At 72.5% G+C, this 18,941-nt stretch carries 14 protein-coding genes and 2 tRNA genes; 13 read left to right on the plus strand and 3 right to left on the minus strand.

The genetic code is table 11. The annotated features are described in order from the left end of the window. Positions 1-294 precede the first annotated feature (294 nt). Entirely contained in the window at positions 295-576 is a 282-nt protein-coding gene (locus SRB17_RS00365) for an HU family DNA-binding protein (RefSeq protein ID WP_023550134.1), read from the plus strand. Between the two features lie 429 nt (positions 577-1,005). Here SRB17_RS00365 and murA read toward each other — a convergent pair whose 3' ends face one another. After that, positions 1,006-2,346, minus strand: a complete 1,341-nt coding sequence (murA, locus tag SRB17_RS00370) for a UDP-N-acetylglucosamine 1-carboxyvinyltransferase (RefSeq protein WP_153533587.1) — start codon at positions 2,344-2,346, stop codon at positions 1,006-1,008. A 275-nt stretch (positions 2,347-2,621) separates the two neighbouring features. Between murA and SRB17_RS00375 the strand changes: the two genes are divergently transcribed. The 9 genes from SRB17_RS00375 to SRB17_RS00415 all read left to right on the plus strand — a co-directional run bounded on the left by SRB17_RS00375 (position 2,622) and on the right by SRB17_RS00415 (position 13,934). Beyond that, a complete protein-coding gene (locus SRB17_RS00375; protein WP_055707730.1) occupies positions 2,622-3,194 on the plus strand; it encodes a YqgE/AlgH family protein in 573 nt (190 codons plus the stop codon). 30 nt (positions 3,195-3,224) lie between these two features. Continuing rightward, positions 3,225-3,503 (plus strand): DUF3039 domain-containing protein, encoded by a 279-nt coding sequence (locus tag SRB17_RS00380; protein ID WP_143638399.1) that lies wholly within the window; start codon positions 3,225-3,227, stop codon positions 3,501-3,503. Positions 3,504-3,704: 201 nt separating this feature from the next. Beyond that, the gene (locus tag SRB17_RS00385; RefSeq protein ID WP_153533589.1) at positions 3,705-5,351 is read left to right on the plus strand and encodes a beta-N-acetylhexosaminidase; all 1,647 of its coding nucleotides are present in this window, start codon (positions 3,705-3,707) and stop codon (positions 5,349-5,351) included. 268 nt (positions 5,352-5,619) lie between these two features. Then, entirely contained in the window at positions 5,620-6,513 is an 894-nt protein-coding gene (locus tag SRB17_RS00390) for an FAD binding domain-containing protein (RefSeq protein WP_153533591.1), read from the plus strand. Further along, positions 6,510-8,636 carry a 2Fe-2S iron-sulfur cluster-binding protein gene (locus tag SRB17_RS00395; RefSeq protein WP_323374777.1) on the plus strand — a complete coding sequence of 709 codons (2,127 nt, stop codon included), beginning with the start codon at positions 6,510-6,512 and terminating at the stop codon, positions 8,634-8,636. The genes SRB17_RS00390 and SRB17_RS00395 overlap by 4 nt, the downstream gene beginning before the upstream one ends. Then, on the plus strand, positions 8,633-10,942 hold the full coding sequence (locus tag SRB17_RS00400; protein WP_323374778.1) for a xanthine dehydrogenase family protein molybdopterin-binding subunit: 2,310 nt from the start codon (positions 8,633-8,635) through the stop codon (positions 10,940-10,942). Before SRB17_RS00395 ends, SRB17_RS00400 begins: the two co-directional genes overlap by 4 nt. Before the next feature lie 311 nt (positions 10,943-11,253). Next, positions 11,254-12,414 (plus strand): SUKH-4 family immunity protein, encoded by a 1,161-nt coding sequence (locus tag SRB17_RS00405; protein ID WP_153533593.1) that lies wholly within the window; start codon positions 11,254-11,256, stop codon positions 12,412-12,414. 235 nt (positions 12,415-12,649) lie between these two features. Continuing rightward, positions 12,650-13,159, plus strand: a complete 510-nt coding sequence (locus SRB17_RS00410; protein ID WP_153533595.1) for a SigE family RNA polymerase sigma factor — start codon at positions 12,650-12,652, stop codon at positions 13,157-13,159. Positions 13,160-13,358: 199 nt separating this feature from the next. Continuing rightward, a complete protein-coding gene (locus SRB17_RS00415; RefSeq protein WP_323374779.1) occupies positions 13,359-13,934 on the plus strand; it encodes a hypothetical protein in 576 nt (191 codons plus the stop codon). Positions 13,935-13,955: 21 nt separating this feature from the next. On the opposite strand, the gene SRB17_RS00420 is transcribed toward SRB17_RS00415, so the two are convergent. Together SRB17_RS00420 and SRB17_RS00425 are read right to left on the minus strand one after the other, a co-directional pair. Further along, positions 13,956-14,027: transfer RNA gene (locus SRB17_RS00420), tRNA-Cys, on the minus strand. A gap of 19 nt (positions 14,028-14,046) precedes the next feature. After that, positions 14,047-14,144: transfer RNA gene (locus SRB17_RS00425), tRNA-OTHER, on the minus strand. Between the two features lie 178 nt (positions 14,145-14,322). On the opposite strand from SRB17_RS00425, the gene SRB17_RS00430 reads away from it, so the two are divergent. From SRB17_RS00430 to SRB17_RS00440, 3 genes are all read left to right on the plus strand, one after another. Beyond that, positions 14,323-15,747 carry an MFS transporter gene (locus SRB17_RS00430; RefSeq protein ID WP_153533599.1) on the plus strand — a complete coding sequence of 475 codons (1,425 nt, stop codon included), beginning with the start codon at positions 14,323-14,325 and terminating at the stop codon, positions 15,745-15,747. A 301-nt stretch (positions 15,748-16,048) separates the two neighbouring features. Then, a complete protein-coding gene (locus tag SRB17_RS00435) occupies positions 16,049-17,860 on the plus strand; it encodes a DEAD/DEAH box helicase (RefSeq protein ID WP_323374780.1) in 1,812 nt (603 codons plus the stop codon). 353 nt (positions 17,861-18,213) lie between these two features. Next, a complete protein-coding gene (locus SRB17_RS00440) occupies positions 18,214-18,855 on the plus strand; it encodes an IclR family transcriptional regulator (protein ID WP_323374781.1) in 642 nt (213 codons plus the stop codon). The last annotated feature ends 86 nt before the right edge of the window (positions 18,856-18,941 follow it).

The following is an 18,941-nucleotide window of genomic DNA, read 5'->3' on the forward strand; positions in this document are numbered from 1 at the left end:
CCGGTGACGGCGTGCCGTACTGTGCAGGGGCTGTGAGGATCACCACGGCGGCCCCCGTACCGGCGCGTCGTGGAACCAGCCGATGCCGGGCGCCCTCTAGGGTGACGCCGAGCGGGCGCTTTTCGTGTGACTCCCCAGGGTGTTCTCACGACTCCTACGGGTGCCGGATTGGCTTTACCGCCGCAGGTAGGGGCAGGATGCGTCCCTGGGCGCGAGCGCATCGGCATCGCAGTGCCTCGGGCGTCTCCGCCGCGTGGCACACCCCAACGGCAAGAAAAACACGGGAGTAACAACATGAACCGCAGTGAGCTGGTGGCCGCGCTGGCCGACCGCGCCGAGGTGACCCGCAAGGACGCCGACGCCGTGCTGGCCGCGTTCGCCGAGACCGTCGGCGAGATCGTCGCCAAGGGCGACGAGAAGGTCACCATCCCCGGCTTCCTGACCTTCGAGCGCACCCACCGTGCCGCTCGCACCGCGCGCAACCCGCAGACCGGCGAGCCGATCAACATCCCCGCCGGCTACAGCGTGAAGGTCACCGCGGGCTCCAAGCTCAAGGAAGCCGCCAAGGGCAAGTAAGCGCTCCGCTTCGAGCGCCGGTCCACTGGAGCGCCGTTCGACTTGAGCGCCGTGGGTGGCTGCGGGCCGGTTGCGGCTGGTCGCGCCCACGCGGCGGAGCCGCAGATCCGACACGGTCCGCGCCCCTTCGGGCGCCGCCGCCGAGGACGTCGAAAAGGGCGGCCCCCCTTCCACCGAGGGGGGCCGCCCTTTTGCCGTTCGTGCCTGCCCGGGGGCAACCTCCGGACCCCCGGCCGGGAGCGGTGTTGTCCCGGGCCGGAGTGGCGCGAAGATGCCGAGACGGTCAGCCGAGGGCCTTGCCGGGAAGTTCCACCTTGGCCCCCAGCTCCACGAGCTTCTCCATGCTGTGCCTGCCCGGGGGCAACCCCCGGACCCCCGGCCGGGAGCGGCGTTGTCCCGGGCCGGAGTGGCGCGAAGATGCCGAGACGGTCAGCCGAGGGCCTTGCCGGGAAGTTCCACCTTGGCCCCCAGCTCCACGAGCTTCTCCATGAAGTTCTCGTAGCCGCGGTTGATGAGCTCGATGCCGTGGACGCGGGACGTGCCCTCGGCCGCGAGGGCCGCGATGAGGTACGAGAAGCCGCCCCGCAGGTCGGGGATGACCAGGTCGGCGCCCTGGAGCTTGGTGGGCCCGGAGACGACCGCGGAGTGCAGGAAGTTGCGCTGCCCGAAGCGGCAGTCGGAGCCGCCCAGGCACTCGCGGTAGAGCTGGATGTGCGCGCCCATCTGGTTCAGCGCGGACGTGAAGCCCAGGCGGGACTCGTAGACCGTCTCGTGGATGATGGACAGGCCCGTGGCCTGGGTCAGGGCCACGACCAGCGGCTGCTGCCAGTCGGTCTGGAAACCGGGGTGCACGTCCGTCTCCAGCGCGATGGACTTCAACTGGCCACCGGGGTGCCAGAAACGGATGCCCTCGTCGTCGATCTCGAAGGCGCCGCCCACCTTCCGGTAGGTGTTCAGGAACGTCATCATCGAGCGCTGCTGGGCGCCGCGGACGTAGATGTTGCCGTTGGTCGCGAGCGCGGCGGAGGCCCAGGAGGCGGCCTCCAGGCGGTCCGAGAGGGCCCGGTGGGTGTAGCCGCCGAGCCTGTCCACGCCGGTGATGCGGATCGTGCGGTCGGTGTCCATCGCGATGATCGCGCCCATCTTCTGCAGCACGCAGATGAGGTCCTCGATCTCCGGCTCGACGGCCGCGTTGGACAACTCGGTGACGCCTTCGGCGAGTACGGCCGTCAGCAGCACCTGCTCGGTCGCGCCGACGGACGGGTACGGCAGCCGGATCTTCGTGCCGCGCAGGCCCTTCGGAGCCTCCAGGTACTGCCCGTCCGCGCGCTTCTCGATGGTCGCGCCGAACTGCCGGAGCACGTCGAAGTGGAAGTCGATGGGCCGGCCGCCGATGTCACAGCCGCCGAGGCCGGGGATGAACGCGTGCCCGAGGCGGTGCAGCAGCGGACCGCAGAAGAGGATCGGGATACGGCTGGAGCCCGCGTGGGCATCGATGTCAGCCACGTTGGCGCTCTCGACGTGCGTCGGATCGAGCACCAGCTCGCCGGGTTCCTCGCCCGGCCGGACCGTCACCCCGTGCAGCTGCAGCAGGCCGCGGACGACCCGCACGTCACGGATGTCGGGAACGTTGCGCAGTCGGCTCGGCGCGCTGCCCAGGAGGGCGGCGACCATGGCCTTCGGTACGAGGTTCTTCGCACCGCGGACACGGATCTCGCCCTCCAGCGGGGTTCCGCCGTGGACAAGCAGGACATCGTCGTTGACGGTCATGTATCTCGCGTTCCGATGAGTTGGGCAGGGGCCGGCCGGTCACTGTGCGCGGGGGCCGGGAAGACAGGGTAATCGCCGATCACCCCCCGTCCGTAAGCCCAAGGACCGCCCAGTCGCGTCATAGGTGTGTCACAACACGAACCGTGCCCTATCGGGCACATGGGGTCACCGGGCCCGGAGTGCGCCCGGGGCGCTTCCGTCCTCCCTGAGCTGCGTTCACTCCCGCACCCCGATTGGCTCCCCACCGAAGGGGAAGATGCGGGATCATGTCTGGCATGACCGAGGTGTCCTCGCTCACAGGGCGGCTGCTCGTGGCCACTCCCGCCCTGGCGGACCCGAACTTCGACCGCGCGGTGGTGCTCCTTCTCGACCACGACGAGGAGGGTTCCCTCGGTGTCGTCCTCAACCGCCCCACCCCGGTGGACGTGGGCGACATCCTGGAAGGCTGGGCCGATCTGACCGGCGAGCCCGGGGTGGTCTTCCAGGGCGGCCCCGTCTCGCTGGACTCCGCGCTCGGTGTCGCGGTCATCCCGGGCGGCGCGAACGGCGACCTCGCCCCGCTGGGCTGGCGCCGGGTGCACGGCGCGATCGGCCTGGTCGACCTGGAGGCCCCGCCGGAACTGCTCGCCTCGGCCCTCGGGTCCCTGAGGATCTTCGCCGGATACGCCGGCTGGGGCCCGGGCCAGCTGGAGGACGAGCTGGTCGAGGGAGCCTGGTACGTGGTCGAGTCGGAGCCCGGGGACGTCTCCTCGCCGGCCCCGGAGAGACTCTGGCGGGAAGTGCTGCGCCGTCAGCGCAACGAGCTGGCGATGGTGGCCACGTATCCGGACGACCCTTCGCTCAACTGAATACGTGTGCGCCCCAGTACCCTGGGGCTTATGAGCACTCTTGAGCCCGAGCGCGGGACTGGTACGGGGACCCTCGTAGAGCCGACGCCACAGGTGTCCCACGGCGACGGTGACCACGAGCGCTTCGCCCACTACGTCCAGAAGGACAAGATCATGGCGAGCGCCCTCGACGGCACCCCCGTCGTGGCGCTGTGCGGCAAGGTCTGGGTGCCGGGCCGCGACCCGAAGAAGTACCCCGTGTGCCCCATGTGCAAGGAGATCTACGAGTCCATGGGCAGCGGCGGCGACGACAAGGGCGGCGACAAGTAAGGCCTCCGTACCCGGCCTGCTCGCTGGGCCCCGGCGCACTTCCGCGTGCGCCGGGGCCTCGCCGTGCCCTGACCCGGGGCGCGGAATGGTCGAGACCTCTTGTCCGCGGCGCGGAGAGTCCGTAGCGTCCGTACGCGGCTGTAGGCAGCGCAACAGTCGTGGGCACGCAGGGCAACGCCGGTGCGGAGGGGCGACGACGGCATGAGCGGCACACCCGAATTCGTGGAACCCGACAAGACGCTGATCCCGGCGCCGAGCCGCGTGGTCTGGAACGCGGCCGGCTACACGAGCCTGGACGGCGAGACCGCGCTGGAGGCGCGGCCCGGGACCGAGGGCGTCGCGCGCTGGCTGCGGGCCACGGTCGGAGCGGCGACCGGCCTGGCCTTCCCCGACCGGCCCGACCGCCTCAACCGCATCGTGCTGAGCATCGAGCCCGGCCTGCCGCCGGAGGGCTACCGGGTCGTCGTCGACGACCGGCCGTTCCGCATCGAGGGCGGCAGTGCCGCCGGCGTCTTCTGGGGCGCCCAGACCTTCCGGCAGCTGCTGGGCCCCGACGCGTTCCGCCGCGCGCCGCTGCGGCCGGACCAGGACTGGGACCTTCCGGAGGTCACCGTCGAGGACAGCCCCCGTTTCGGCTGGCGGGGTCTCCTCCTGGACGTCGCCCGGCACTTCATGCCCAAGGAAGGCGTGCTGCGCTATCTCGACCTGATGGCCGCGCACAAACTCAACGTCTTCCACTTCCATCTGACCGATGACCAGGGCTGGCGGATCGAGATCGAGCGGTATCCGAAGCTGACCGAAACCGCCTCCTGGCGGGCGCGGTCGAAATTCGGTCACCGGGCCTCTCCACTGTGGGAGGAGAAACCGCACGGGGGTTACTACACCCACGACGACATCCGGGAGATCGTCGCCTATGCCGCCGAGCGGCATATCACCGTCGTCCCGGAAATCGACGTACCCGGCCATTCGCAGGCCGCCATCGCCGCGTACCCGGAACTCGGGAACACCGACGTCATCGACACCACCGCCCTCACCGTCTGGGACAACTGGGGGATCTCCGCCAACGTACTCGCCCCCACCGACAGCACCCTGCGCTTCTACGAGGGGGTGTTCGAGGAGGTCCTGGAGCTGTTCCCCTCGCAGTTCATCCATGTCGGCGGCGACGAGTGCCGCAAGGAGCAGTGGGCGGACTCGGTGACGGCCAAGACCCGCATCGCGGACCTCGGTCTCGCCGACGAGGACGAGCTGCAGTCGTGGTTCATCGGCCACTTCGACGCCTGGCTCGCCGCGCGCGGGCGCCGGCTCATCGGCTGGGACGAGATCCTGGAGGGCGGGCTCGCCGAGGGCGCGGCGGTGTCGTCCTGGCGCGGTTACGGCGGTGGGATCGCGGCCGCGCGGGCCGGCCACGACGTCGTCATGTGCCCGGAGCAGTACGTGTATCTGGACCACCGTCAGGCCCCGGGCGAGGACGAACCGGTGCCGATCGGGTTCGTGCGCACCCTGGAGGACGTCTACCGGTTCGAACCCGTTCCGGAGGGGCTCACCGAGGACGAGGCCCGGCATGTGCTGGGCACTCAGGCCAATGTCTGGACCGAGGTGATGGAGGACACCGCGCGCGTGGACTACCAGACGTTCCCCCGGCTCGCGGCCTTCGCCGAGGTGGCCTGGAGCCGGCTGCCCGCCCCCGCGGAACGGGACTTCGCCGGCTTCGAACACCGTATGACCGCCCATTACGCCCGACTTGACGCCCTCGGCGTGGCCTACCGGCCGCCCACCGGGCCCCGGCCGTGGCAGAAACGCCCCGGTGTGCTCGGTCGCCCCATCGAGGGACCTCCGCCGAACAGGTGACCGCCCGGCCCGGCCGATCATCCCGAACAAGTGCTGGAAAACCGCGCCAAGTGTCACCGAGGAGTGTCAATCGGCGCGCACCGGCGATGCCGTACAAAAACGGACCATCTCCCCGATGAGGTGGGCGAATGCCCCTTACTGCCTCCTAGCGGACCCCCGTCTTCGGTACTTGCGAAGATGTGCCAGAGTTGCCACGTCCGCCCTGTGAGCACGTACCGTACGGCCACACAGGTGGGACCAGGTGGGGCAGCGGGAAGGGGCAGCCGGTTTGACCACGCACGCACCGCAGGCGGAGCAGGCCGTCACGCTGCCCACGACGCTGGACGAGGCCGTGGCGGCCCTCGCGGCCATGCCCACCGCCGTGCCCGTCGCGGGCGGCACCGACCTGATGGCCGCCGTCAACTCCGGTCAGCTCAGGCCCGCCGCCCTGGTGGGGCTCGGGCGGATCAGTGAGATCCGCGGCTGGCAGTACCAGGACGGCCACGCGCTGCTCGGCGCGGGCCTCACGCATGCGCGCATGGGCCGCCCCGACTTCGCGGCCCTGATCCCGGCGCTCGCCGCCGCCGCGCGCGCCGCGGGTCCGCCGCACATTCGCAACGCGGGCACCCTGGGCGGAAACATCGCCTCGGCCGCGCCCACCGGGGACGCGCTGCCGGTGCTGGCCGCCCTGGAGGCGACGCTGATCATCGCGGGCCCGGGCGGAGCCCGCCGGGAGATCCCGGTGTCGCACCTGCTGGCCGGCATGGAGATGCTGCGCGGCGGCGAACTCATCGGGTACGTGCGCGTGCCGCTGCTGCACGCCCCGCAGGTCTTCCTGAAGGCGACCGGACGCACCGGGCCGGGCCGTGCCCTGGCCTCCGTGGCGCTCGTCCTGGACCCCGCCCGGCGCGGAGTGCGGTGCGCCGTCGGAGCCATAGCGCCGATGCCGCTGCGGCCGCTGGAGGCCGAGCAGTGGGTCGCCCAGCTGATCGACTGGGACAACGACCGCGCGCTCGTCCCGGAGGCCCTGAACGCCTTCGGTGAGTACGTCGCCGCGGCCTGCATCCCGGACCCGGTACCGGAGGCCGACGGCTCGGTGGCCCCGCTTCCGCCCGCCGTACTGCACCTGCGGCGCACCGTCGCCGCACTGGCCCGACGAGCACTGGGGAGGGCGCTGTCGTGACCGACGACCAGCACGGAGAGGGCGCGCCCCAGGGCGGCGGACGCTGGGACCCGCTGCCCCAGGGCGACTACGACGACGGCGCGACGGCCTTCGTGAAGCTCCCCGAGGGCGGCATCGACGCCCTGCTGTCCGGCGACAGCCCGCTGGCCGCGCCGGGTCACGGCTATGTGCCGCCCCGGATAGCGGTCGCCCCCGGCACCGGCGACCCCGGCCAGGCCGGCACCTGGACCGCGCCCGCGGGCGGCGCCGAGTGGCCCGACCCGAACGCGACGCCCCGGACGCAGCCCGCGGACGACCGGTTCACCTACAACCCCGGCGCGACCCAGCACTGGACCTTCGAGGAGCCCGCGGCGCCGGCCGCGCCCGGGCACGACGTCACCGGGCAGTGGTCGATCCCGGTCGCCGGTGGCGACCTTCCTGACGAATCGGGCGAGTTCACCACGTCCGCTCTGGTCGAGCAGTGGGGCGGCACCCCGCCCGCCACCCTGCCCGGCGGCGCGTCCGCGCCCTGGGCGACACAGGATTCGGGCCGTCCCTGGGACCGGCCCGCCGACACCGGCCTGCCCGACCACACCGACGCCCATCCCGCGGGTACGCCGGCGCCGGGGTACGCACCCGCATCCGACGAGCGGTACGGGCAGCCCCCGGCCGGCCACGCCCCGGCCGCGCAGGAGGAGCCCGGGACGGGAGAACCCGGCCAGGCGGACGCGGGGTACCCGCCGGCTGCTCACGGCGGCGCCGGACATGCACTAGGTGGTCACGAGGGCGCCGGGAACGCGCCGGCCGGGCACGCGGACGGTCGGCGGGCCGGGGCCGCCGAGGGGCGTGGCGAGGCTCAGCGCGCCGAGGCTCAGCGCGCCGAGGCCGGCCACCCCGGCGCGTTCGGTGAGCCTGCCGAGTACGGCGAGTTCGGTTCGTCCGCCGAGGCCGACGATTACCGGGAGGTCGGCGATTCCGCCGAGCCCGCCGATTACCGGCAGTTCGGCGAGTCCGCGGAGCCGGTGCGGCCGGGCGGGCGGGCCGCGGTCCCCGGGCGGCCGGCCGAGTCGGCGACGGGACCGCGAGCGGACGCGGACGGCCACGGCCCCGCGGAGGGCCCTGAGCGCCCCGCTGGCGGCCCAGCAGCCCAGCACGGACCCGCGACCCCCACCGGAGTCCCACAGGCAGCCACAGCGCCCACGAGGCCCGCACGCCCCGCCCCGGCCGAGGGGGCGACGGCCGACCCCGCGACAGCGCGGACCCCGGCCCGCACAGCCGTACCGGAGCGCGCAGCCGACGCGCCCGAGGCCGCCGGAGCAGCCGCGCCCGGAGCGGACGAAGGCGCCACCGAGGAGACGGCGCCCGGGCCGCAGGATGCCGCCGCCGAGGACCACGCGGAGCACAGCGCCCCCCTCCCGCCGCACGACGACCACCCGCTCGCCTCCTACGTCCTGCGTGTCAACGGCGTCGACCGGCCCGTCACCGACGCCTGGATCGGCGAGTCGCTGCTGTACGTGCTGCGGGAGCGGCTCGGGCTCGCGGGCGCCAAGGACGGCTGCTCGCAGGGCGAGTGCGGGGCGTGCAACGTCCAGGTCGACGGCCGTCTGGTGGCCTCCTGCCTGGTCCCGGCGGTCACCGCGGCCGGCAGCGAGGTGCGTACGGTCGAGGGCCTGGCCGCCGACGGACAGCCCTCCGACGTACAGCGCGCGCTCGCCCGGCGCGGCGCCGTGCAGTGCGGTTTCTGCGTGCCCGGCATGGCGATGACCCTCCACGACCTGCTGGAGGGCAACCCCGCGCCGACCGAGCTGGAGACCCGGCAGGCGCTGTGCGGCAACCTGTGCCGCTGCTCCGGCTACCGGGGCGTTCTGGAGGCCGTCAAGGAGGTCGTCACCGAACGCGAGGCCTCGCACGCCGCCGACGCCGAGACGAACGCGGAAGAGGCCCGTATTCCCCACCAGGCGGGCCCCGGAGCGGGCGGGGTCAACCCGTCGGCGTTCGAGGCACCCGGCGCGTTCGGCACACCGCAGGCCGGCGGCTACGCCGACACGCCGCCGTACGGCACGCCCGACCCGTACGGCACACCGCCGCACGGCACCCCCGGACCGCACGACCCGCACTACGGCCAGGACGGAGGCCAGGCGTGAGCAACGAAGCCGCCACGGCGACGACCGCCGAGGAACCCGCCCCCGAGGCCGAGGCGTTGCCGCACGGCCTCGGCGCCTCCCTGCCGCACGCCGACGCCCGCGCCAAGACCGAGGGCACCTTCCCGTACGCTGCCGACCTGTGGGCCGAGGGCCTGCTGTGGGCGGCCGTCCTGCGCTCTCCGCACGCGCACGCGCGCATCGTGTCCATCGACACCAGCCACGCGCGCGAGATGCCCGGCGTACGCGCCGTCATCACCCACGAGGACGTGCCCGGCACTCCGCGCCACGGCCGGGGCACCCCCGACCGGCCCGTCTTCGCCTCCGAGGTCGTACGGCACCACGGCGAGCCCATCGCCGCCGTCGCCGCCGACCACCCGGACACCGCGCGGATGGCCGCGGCGGCCGTCATCGTCGAGTACGAAGTACTCGACCCGGTCACCGACCCCGAGCAGGCCTTCGAGGCCGAGCCGCTGCACCCCGACGGCAACCTGATCCGGCACATCCCGCTCCGGCACGGCGACCCGGAGGCGGTCGGCGAGGTCGTCGTGGAGGGCCTGTACCGGATAGGGCGCCAGGACCCGGCCCCGATCGGCGCCGAGGCAGGCCTCGCCGTGCCGCGCCCCGACGGCGGCGTGGAGCTGTACCTGGCCTCCACCGACCCGCACACCGACCGCAACACCGCGGCCGCCTGCTACGGCCTGTCCCCTGATCGGGTGAAGATCGTCGTCACCGGGGTGCCGGGCGCCACCGCCGACCGCGAGGACCAGGGCTTCCAGCTCCCGCTCGGCCTGCTCGCCCTGAAGACCGGCTGCCCGGTGAAGCTCACGGCGACCCGCGAGGAGTCCTTCCTCGGCCACGCCCACCGCCACCCGACGCTGCTCCGGTACCGCCACCACGCGGACGCCGAGGGCAAGCTGGTGAAGGTCGAGGCGCAGATCCTGCTGGACGCGGGCGCGTACGCCGACACCTCCTCCGACGCCCTGGCCGCCGCCGTCTCCTTCGCGTGCGGCCCGTACGTCGTCCCGAACGCCTTCATCGAGGGCTGGGCCGTGCGCACCAACAACCCGCCCTCCGGCCATGTGCGCGGCGAGGGCGCGATGCAGGTGTGCGCCGCCTACGAGGCGCAGATGGACAAGCTGGCCAAGAAGCTGGGCCTGGACCCGGCCGAGCTGCGGCTGCGCAACCTGCTCGCGACGGGGGACGTCCTGCCGATCGGCCAGACGGTGACCTGCCCGGCACCGGTCGCCGAACTCCTGCAGGCCGTACGGGACTTCCCGCTCCCGGCACTCCCCAAGGACACGCCCGAGGAGGAGTGGCTGCTGCCCGGCGGCCCCGAGGGCGCGGGCGAGCCGGGCGCGGTGCGCCGGGGCGTCGGCTACGGCCTCGGCATGGTGCACATGCTCGGCGCGGAGGGCGCCGACGAGGTGTCCACGGCGACGGTCAAGGTCCACGACGGCGTCGCGACGGTCCTCTGCGCCGCCGTCGAGACCGGCCAGGGCTTCACCACCCTCGCCCGGCAGATCGTCCAGGAGACCCTCGGCATCGAGGAAGTCCATGTGGCGCCGGTCGACACCGACCAGCCGCCCGCCGGTCCGGGCTGCCGCGGCCGCCACACCTGGGTGTCGGGCGGCGCGGTGGAACGCGCGGCGAAGATGGTCCGCACCCAGCTCCTGCAGCCGCTCGCCCACAAGTTCGGCATGTCCACGGAGCTGCTCCAGATCACCGACGGCAAGATCACCTCGTACGACGGCGTGCTCTCGACGACCGTCACCGAGGCCATGGACGGCAAGGAGCTGTGGGCGACGGCGCAGTGCCGGCCGCATCCCACCGAGCCGCTGAACGCCTCCGGTCAGGGCGACGCCTTCGTGGGCCTCGCGTTCTGCGCGATCCGCGCGGTGGTGGACGTCGACATCGAGCTGGGCTCGGTGCGGGTGGTGGAGCTGGCGGTCGCCCAGGACGTGGGCCGCATCCTCAACCCCACCCAGCTGGCGGCCCGGATCGAGGCGGGCGTGACCCAGGGCGTGGGCATCGCGCTGACGGAGAACCTCCGTACGCCCCGTGGCCTGATCCGCCACCCCGACCTGACCGGATACGCCCTGCCGACCGCCCTGGACGCCCCGGACATCCAGATCGTCAAACTGGTCGAGGAACGGGACGTGGTCGCCCCCTTCGGCGCCAAGTCGGTCAGCGCGGTCCCGGTCGTCACGGCGCCGGCCGCGATCGCCTCCGCCGTCCGCGCGGCCACCGGCCGCCCGGTCAACCGGCTCCCGATCCGGCCGCAGGCGGCGGTGGTGACCGCGCAGTGAGCGGCCGTATCCGATCGACGGGGTCGTGGTCGTCACCGGCGTGGTGGCCGCGGGCACGTCGACGGTGGCGCGGCTCCTGGCGATGGGGGGCTGCCGAGGCGGTGGGGAGGCCGCCGGGTGCGGCGCACGTGGCCCGACTCCGGCCGTGACACCCGACCGAGCCACTCCTCGCGGACGCGCAACGTACCCGGGCGGTCCGACGTCCTTCCAGATGAGGGCCGTTGTCAGTGGGGCGGCGTAGGCTGCGGAAGCAGTGGGGGCAGTCGCGCTCACGGACGCAGGTGGGGCACGGGGAAGATCGCGGGGGAGCGATGAGCACGACCGATGCCGGGATTCCGGCGATCACGCTGACCGAGGCGGAGCTGGACCGCTATGTCACGCACGGGCCGACGCGCGGCCTGCTCAGCGGCAGCGGACTGCCTGCGGGCACCGACCTGTTGACCTTCTCCCCGCTGCGCACGCACGGCCTGCGCACGCTCGCCGACGCCACGGACGGCCCGTTCCGGGTGGCGGACGAGCTGCGGAACCGGCTGGTGATAGGCGAACTCCTCAACCCGGCGGGCATGCGGCGCGAGTCGATCCTGCTCGACGGCGGCACCGGCGAGCTGACGACGGCGTATCTGTTCGCCCCGGCCGAGCCCCGCCCCTTCGCGCCCTCCCTGGCCACGCTGCTGCGCTTCGCCGCGGTCACCGAGGAACTGGCGGGCCTGCGCGGCCGTTTCGCGTCCCTGGCGGGTCAGTACGGCCCCAGGACGGCCGCCGAGGCGACCCGCCGTCTGCTCTCCCTCTTCGAGGAGGACGCGGGTGGCGAGGTCCCGCCGTACTGGAAGGCGGCGGCCCTGATCCGCCCGCTCGTCCTCGTCGCCGGCCCCGGCACCGCCTCCGGCCTCACCCTGGCCGTCCCCGCCCGCGTCCTGGACCAGGAGTTCGGGCACGGCAGGGTGACCCGCTTCGAAGAGGTCGACTTCCCCACGACCCTCACCCACGAGCCGACCCGTTGCTTCCTGCGCGAGACCGGGCTGCCGGAGGAGGCGGTCCTCTTCCACGCCGACACGGACGTCCCGCTGCCGACGCTCCGCGAGTACTTCACCGAGGAGTACGCCGGGGACTACCCCCTCGACGAACTCCCCGCCCACGCCGATCACTTGATCCGCCTCGGCCACCTCGCCGAGGACAACAGCCTGGTGGTCGACGGCAGAACGGGCGCGGTGCTGACCTTCAGCGGGCCGGAGGCCACCCTCTACCCCCTCAACACCGACGTCTCCACCCTGGCCTTCACGCTCTGGCTGCTCCACCACGAGCGCACCATCGACGAACACCTCGCCCACGAACTGACGACGGCGGCGTACGACCAGCTGGCCGCGGCGATGCTGCACACCCTGTCGGCCGTCGACCCCACGGGCAGAGCGCCCGGCACCGACTGGCACTACTGGACGGACCTGTTCCAGGACGAGGCGGGCGGGGCGCTGTGAGGTGACGGGGGCGGCGCCGGACGCCTTCATCAGCCGCAGAGACCACTGGAAATGCTCGGTGAATGATCGGTGACGGAGATCCGCCTCCTGGCGCTGAGAGTTGTGCAACCGTTGCCCGAGTCAACGTCGCCGAAGGCGAAGTTCGCCTGAGGCGCCCAGATTTCTGCTTCTCAGGGTGGGACGCAAACCTGCGGCCACAGCGTCTTCAGAGTGTGGACGACGAACAGGATCTCGGATGAAGCGCCGGTACGAAGAGGAATTCATGGCGTTCGCCGCTGCGCGATCCGCACCTCTGTTCCGCTCTGCGTGCGTGCTCACCAGCGGTGATGTGCACCTCGCGGAGGACCTGGTGCAGGACACGCTGGGCCGGATGTATGCCAACTGGCGCAAGATCGCGCAGGCGGACGACCCGGCGGCCTACACCCACACCGTCCTCGTACGGACCTACCTGTCCTACCGCCGCCGGCGCAGCAGCTCCGAGCAGCCCACCGACACGCTGCCGGACTCCGGTGTCGTCACCGAGCACGACGCCACGCTCCGGGTCACGTTGCTCGACGCTCTCGGCCGGCTCTCCGCCCGGGACCGGGCCGTGCTGCTCCTGCGCTACTGGGAGGACCGCAGCGTCGAGCAGACCGCCGCGATCCTTCAGGTCCGGCCGGGCGCGGTACGCAACCAGAGCATGCGCGCGCTCGCCCGTATCCGGGACCTTCTGGGCCACGACCTGTCCGAGCTCGTCAGCCCCTGACCCCGGTGCCGCGGCACCTACCTCGCCCTCATCACCGAGCCCCGAAACGCGGTGACCCGCCATGCCCATCGAAGAAGACTTCACCGAAGCCCTTCACACCACCCTCTTGACCATTGAGCCGCCCAACACTCCATCACTTGTGCAGGCCAGTGTCCGCAACGGTCGGCGCAGGCGCCGCCGCCGCGCCACGGCCGTCGGCGTGAGCGGAGCAGCCGTACTCGCGCTCGTCGGGCTCGGCGCGGCGGTGGTTCCCGGAGTGCTGTCCGGCCGGCCGACAGCCGACCACACGCTCGCCGGTCCGGCGGCCTCGGCCACGACCGGCTCGGCCACGGCATCCGCCACCCCGAAGCCGACCTTCACCGGCACACTGCCCGCCGACCGCGCCCTTGCCACTCTGACCGCGCTGCTGCCGACCGGTCTGTCCCGTTCGAGCCCGCCCGGCGGTCGGCAGTCCGGGCAGCTGTGGGTGGACGACGGCCACGGCAAGTCGCTGCTCGAGGTGCACGTCTCCCGGCAGACCTCCACCACCGCGATCCGCAGCCACGTCTTCGCCGGCACGACGCCCTTGGCCGACGGCACCCTGATCGAGTCCCGGCAGGCACCACCCGGAACGGGCCCCGGGCACGAGGCGGTGAGCGTACTGCATCCCGACGGGCTCTACGTCACCCTCATGGAGTGGCAGGCACCGAGCCAGAACGCCCCCTCGACCCGTACCACGCCGATCCTGACACTGGCCCAGCTGCGGGCCATCGCAACCAGCTCGCAGTGGCAGTAACTGCCTGTTCGAGGCACCTAGAGGCCGTGGCGGGATTCGAACCCACGTAACTCGCTTTGCAGGCGAGCCCCTGAACCACTCGGGCACACGGCCATGTCCAGTTGTCGTTGCTCGGCCGTGGCGGGGTTCGCACCCGCGTGACTCCCCGCGAGCGGAGCTCGCTGATGGATGCAGCGCAGGCGAGCCCCTGAACCACTCGGGCACACGGCCGTGTTCGTGGGAATGACGTTATGGCGGCGGGCTTCGAGGGCTCAAGGGGACCGGCGGGGCTGCAATGCGACTGCCACACGGCGTTCATGAAGGGGCAGGAGGCGTACGACCAAGGTCGCAGGGCGAGGGGGACCACCGACAGGGGTCAAACCGAGCCGTGGACCTTACTCTGACGGCCATGAGTGCCCTTGAGTCGCGTGACGCCGATGTCGTGAAGCCCGTCGAGCAGGGCGACGGCGTACTGGGCCGGACCTACCGGGCGCTCAGTGTCGGGATCGTCTCCGTCGTGCTGCTGATCGCCTTCGAGGCGACCGCCGTCGGCACCGCGATGCCGGTCGCGGCGCGGGAGCTGGACGGCGTGGCCCTGTACGCGTTCGCCTTCTCCGGGTACTTCACGACCAGCCTGTTCGGCATGGTGCTGGCCGGTCAGTGGTCCGACCGGCGAGGGCCGCTCGGGGCGTTGACCACGGGGATCGGTGCCTTCGCAGCGGGGCTCGTCGTCGCCGGGACCGCGCAGGTCATGTGGGTGTTCATCCTCGGGCGGGCCGTGCAGGGGCTCGGCGGCGGACTGGTCATCGTCGCGCTGTACGTCGTCGTCGGCCGCGCCTACCCCGAGCGGCTGCGGCCCGCGATCATGGCCGCGTTCGCGGCCTCCTGGGTCGTACCGTCCATCGTCGGCCCGCTCGCCTCCGGCACCGTCACCGAGCACCTCGGCTGGCGCTGGGTCTTCCTCGGCATCCCGGTCCTCGTCGTGTTCCCGCTCGCCCTCGCGCTGCCGCAGATACGGCGGAGGGCATCGGGCCCGGTGGACGTGGAGGCCGGTGCCCTCGCCTTCGACCGGCGGCGGATCCGGCTCGCCCTCGGCATCTCCCTCGGCGCCGGCCTGCTGCAGTACGCCGCCGAGGACCTGCGCCGTCTGTCCCTGCTCCCGGGGCTGGCCGGCGCCGCCCTGCTCGTTCCCGCCGTCCTCGGTCTCCTGCCGCGCGGCACCTACCGGGCGGCCCGTGGCCTGCCCTCCGTCGTGCTGCTGCGCGGTTTGTCCGCCGGTTCCTTCATCGCCGCCGAGTCCTTCGTGCCGCTGATGCTGGTCACCCAGCGCGGCCTGTCGCCGACCCTCGCCGGGTTCTCGCTGGCGGCGGGCGGCGGCACCTGGGCGCTGGGCTCCTGGGTGCAGTGCCGGCCGGGCGTGCAGCCGTACCGGGAGCGGCTGATGACCGCCGGCATGGTGCTGGTCGCCGCCGCGATCACGGCCGCGCCCAGTGTGCTGCTGCACTCCGTGCCTGTCTGGACCGTCGCCGTCGCCTGGGCCTTCGGCTGCTTCGGCATGGGCCTGGTGATCTCCTCGACCAGCGTGCTCCTGCTGAAGCTGTCCGCCCCGGGGGAGGCCGGCGCCAACTCCGCCGCACTGCAGATCTCCGACGGCCTCTCCAACGCCGTCCTCCTCGCCGCGACCGGCGCCGGGTTCGCCGCGCTGGGCGGCGGCAGTGCGACGGCCACGGCCGCCGAGGGCGGCCACCCCGCCGCCTTCGCCGCCGTCTTCCTGCCGATGGCGGGGGTGGCGCTGGTGGGGGCCTGGGTGACGACTCGGTTGCGGAAGAGCTGAACGTGGTACCACTGTGACCCCACGCGGGGGCAGGAGGCCGCGGTGCGCGATGTGGGCTTGCTCAGCTCTGCGGCACTGGACGACGTGGGGATGATCGCCCGGCGACTGAGGGCGCTGCACGAGGCGATGTGAGCTGGCTCCCACCCACGGGCGACCCGGCCCGGTTCGCGCGTTGACACCGCCGGGACGCCGGTAGGGTGGCCCGGTTGTCATACGTAGCCGATCCCGCCCGTCACCCACCACCGCCCCAACGGACGCGCTGCGCGCGGCCCCTGAATTCCAGCCCCAATAAACGGAGACCGTGACTACCACCGCCGCTTCCTCCACCGCTTCCTCCGCCCACTCCCACCACCTGTCGCCCGCCTTCCCGGGCCGCGCGCCCTGGGGTACCGCCAGCAAGCTGCGTGCCTGGCAGCAGGGGGCGATGGAGAAGTACATCCAGGAGCAGCCGCGTGACTTCCTGGCCGTCGCCACGCCCGGCGCCGGCAAGACCACCTTCGCGCTGACGCTGGCCTCCTGGCTGCTGCACCACCACGTCGTGCAGCAGGTGACCGTGGTCGCGCCGACCGAGCACCTGAAGAAGCAGTGGGCCGAGGCGGCCGCAAGGATAGGGATCAAACTCGATCCCGAGTACAGCGCGGGGCCCCTCGGCCGGGAGTACGACGGCGTCGCGGTCACCTACGCCGGTGTCGGCGTGCGGCCCATGCTGCACCGCAACCGCGTCGAGCAGCGCAAGACGCTCGTCATCCTCGACGAGATCCACCATGCCGGTGACTCCAAGTCCTGGGGCGAGGCCTGCCTGGAGGCCTTCGAGCCCGCCACGCGCCGCCTCGCCCTGACCGGTACGCCCTTCCGGTCCGACACCAACCCCATCCCCTTCGTGACGTACGAGGAGGACAACGCCGGCATCCGGCGGTCCGCCGCCGACTACACCTACGGGTACGGGTCCGCCCTGTCGGACGGCGTCGTCCGGCCGGTCATCTTCCTCTCCTACAGTGGCAACATGCGCTGGCGCACCAAGGCCGGCGACGAGATCGCCGCCCGGCTCGGCGAGCCGATGACCAAGGACGCGGTCAGCCAGGCCTGGCGTACGGCGCTCGATCCGCGCGGTGACTGGATGCCCAGCGTGCTGCGCGCCGCCGACCAGCGGCTGACCGAGGTCAGGAAGGCCATCCCGGACGCCGGTGCCCTCGTCATCGCCTCCGACCAGGACTCCGCCCGCGCCTACGCCAAGCTGATCCGCGAGATCACGGGCACGAAGGCGACGCTCGTCCTGTCCGACGACGCCGGCGCCTCGAAGAGGATCGACGACTTCAGCGCCGGCAACGACCGGTGGATGGTCGCGGTGCGCATGGTGTCCGAGGGCGTCGACGTGCCCCGGCTCGCGGTCGGCGTGTACGCGACGACGATCTCCACTCCGCTCTTCTTCGCCCAGGCCGTCGGCCGTTTCGTACGGTCCCGGCGGCGCGGCGAGACCGCGTCCGTGTTCCTGCCCACCATCCCCGACCTGCTCACCTTCGCCAACGAGATGGAGGTCGAGCGCGACCACGCCCTCGACAAGCCGAAGAAGGAGGGCGAGGAGGACCCGTACGCCGAATCCGAGAAGGAGATGGAGGAGGCGAACAAGCAGCAGGACGAGGACACCGGCGAGCAGGACATGCTGCCCTTCGAGGCGCTGGAGTCCGACGCCGTCTTCGACCGGGTGCTGTACGACGGCGCCGAGTTCGGTATGCAGGCGCACCCGGGCAGCGAGGAGGAGCAGGACTACCTCGGCATTCCGGGGCTGTTGGAGCCCGAGCAGGTGCAGTTGCTGCTGCAGAAGCGGCAGGCCCGGCAGATCGCGCACAGCCGGAAGAAGCCGGACAGCGAGGCCGACCTGCTGGAGCTGCCGGCCGAGCGGCGGCCGGTGGTCACGCACAAGGAGATGATGGAGCTGCGCAAGCAGCTCAACACGATGGTCAGCGCGTACGTGCACCAGAGCGGCAAGCCGCACGGGGTCATCCACACCGAGCTGCGGCGGGTGTGCGGGGGTCCGCCCAGCGCGGAGGCCACGGCTGGGCAGCTGCGGCAGCGGATCGCCAAGGTGCAGGAGTGGGCCACGCGCATGCGGTGACGCTCACGGGTGGCCAGGAGGTGGCCGCCTCGGGGCTTCGCCCCGGACCCCCAGGGACTGGCGTGTGTCAGTTCCTGGGGCCTGTGCTTTTCCGGACGAATCGCGGCAGGCCGGAAGTAGTCTTGCCCGGATTCTGGACGAAGGCTTCCGCTCAGCGAACCTGCTTCGCTACTGTCCCGCTACGCACACGCCCCGTGGCAGCGCCGCCGCGGAGCGCAGCCGTGAAGCGACATGCCCGGAGCCGCCGGGCCTTCCTGCCGATCGGCGGCCTCTGAAGCGCGTCGCCGACGGGACTCGGCGACGCATCCGCCGCTCAGGGGCCCGCCGACCTCACCGCCGAAGGAGTGGGCGTCGTGACCGCGGAGACCTCGCAGACGCTCGACCGGGGACTGCGTGTCCTCAAACTGCTGGCCGACACCGACCACGGGCTGACCGTCACCGAGTTGTCCACGAAACTGGGCGTGAACCGTACGGTGGTGTACCGGCTGCTCGCCACTCTGGAACAACACGCGCTCGTACGGCGTGACTTGGGCGGGCGAGCCAGGGTCGGGCTCGGGGTGCTGAGGCTCGGCCGGCAGGTGCATCCGCTGGTGCGGGAGGCCGCGTTGCCCGCGCTGCGGTCGCTCGCCGAGGACATCGGGGCCACGGCGCACCTGACGCTGGTGGACGGGACGGAGGCGCTGGCCGTCGCCGTCGTCGAACCGACGTGGACCGACTATCACGTGGCGTATCGCGCCGGGTTCCGGCATCCGCTGGACCGGGGGGCGGCCGGCAGGGCGATCCTCGCCGCGCGGCAGTCGCCGTCCATGGAGCCCGGGTACACCCTCACGCACGGCGAGCTGGAGGCCGGGGCGAGCGGGGCCGCGGCGCCGCTGGTGGGCGTCACCGGCGTCGAGGGCAGCGTGGGCGTGGTGATGCTGGCGGATTCCGTACCGGAACGGGTGGGACCGAGGGTGGTCGAGGCGGCCCGAGAGGTCGCCGAGGCCCTGCGCTGACGCCGACCGCAGCGGCGGCGGCGCCTCCAGGGCGACGGCACCGCAGCTCCCCAGGGGCGCGGGGCCGCATCTGATATGCGGCTCCG

The sequence above is a fragment of the Streptomyces sp. RB17 genome, from assembly GCF_009604455.1.
In the GTDB taxonomy this organism is placed as follows: Bacteria; Actinomycetota; Actinomycetes; order Streptomycetales; family Streptomycetaceae; genus Streptomyces.

What these genes read in the sequence shown, in the direction of transcription:
- SRB17_RS00410 (WP_153533595.1), top strand. Translation starts at nt 12,650, where the DNA reads ATGAAGCGCCGGTACGAAGAGGAATTCATGGCGTTCGCCGCTGCGCGA.
- SRB17_RS00405 (WP_153533593.1), top strand. Translation starts at nt 11,254, where the DNA reads ATGAGCACGACCGATGCCGGGATTCCGGCGATCACGCTGACCGAGGCG.
- murA (WP_153533587.1), bottom strand. Translation starts at nt 2,346, where the DNA reads ATGACCGTCAACGACGATGTCCTGCTTGTCCACGGCGGAACCCCGCTG.
- SRB17_RS00365 (WP_023550134.1), top strand. Translation starts at nt 295, where the DNA reads ATGAACCGCAGTGAGCTGGTGGCCGCGCTGGCCGACCGCGCCGAGGTG.
- SRB17_RS00385 (WP_153533589.1), top strand. Translation starts at nt 3,705, where the DNA reads ATGAGCGGCACACCCGAATTCGTGGAACCCGACAAGACGCTGATCCCG.
- SRB17_RS00380 (WP_143638399.1), top strand. Translation starts at nt 3,225, where the DNA reads ATGAGCACTCTTGAGCCCGAGCGCGGGACTGGTACGGGGACCCTCGTA.
- SRB17_RS00430 (WP_153533599.1), top strand. Translation starts at nt 14,323, where the DNA reads ATGAGTGCCCTTGAGTCGCGTGACGCCGATGTCGTGAAGCCCGTCGAG.
- SRB17_RS00375 (WP_055707730.1), top strand. Translation starts at nt 2,622, where the DNA reads ATGACCGAGGTGTCCTCGCTCACAGGGCGGCTGCTCGTGGCCACTCCC.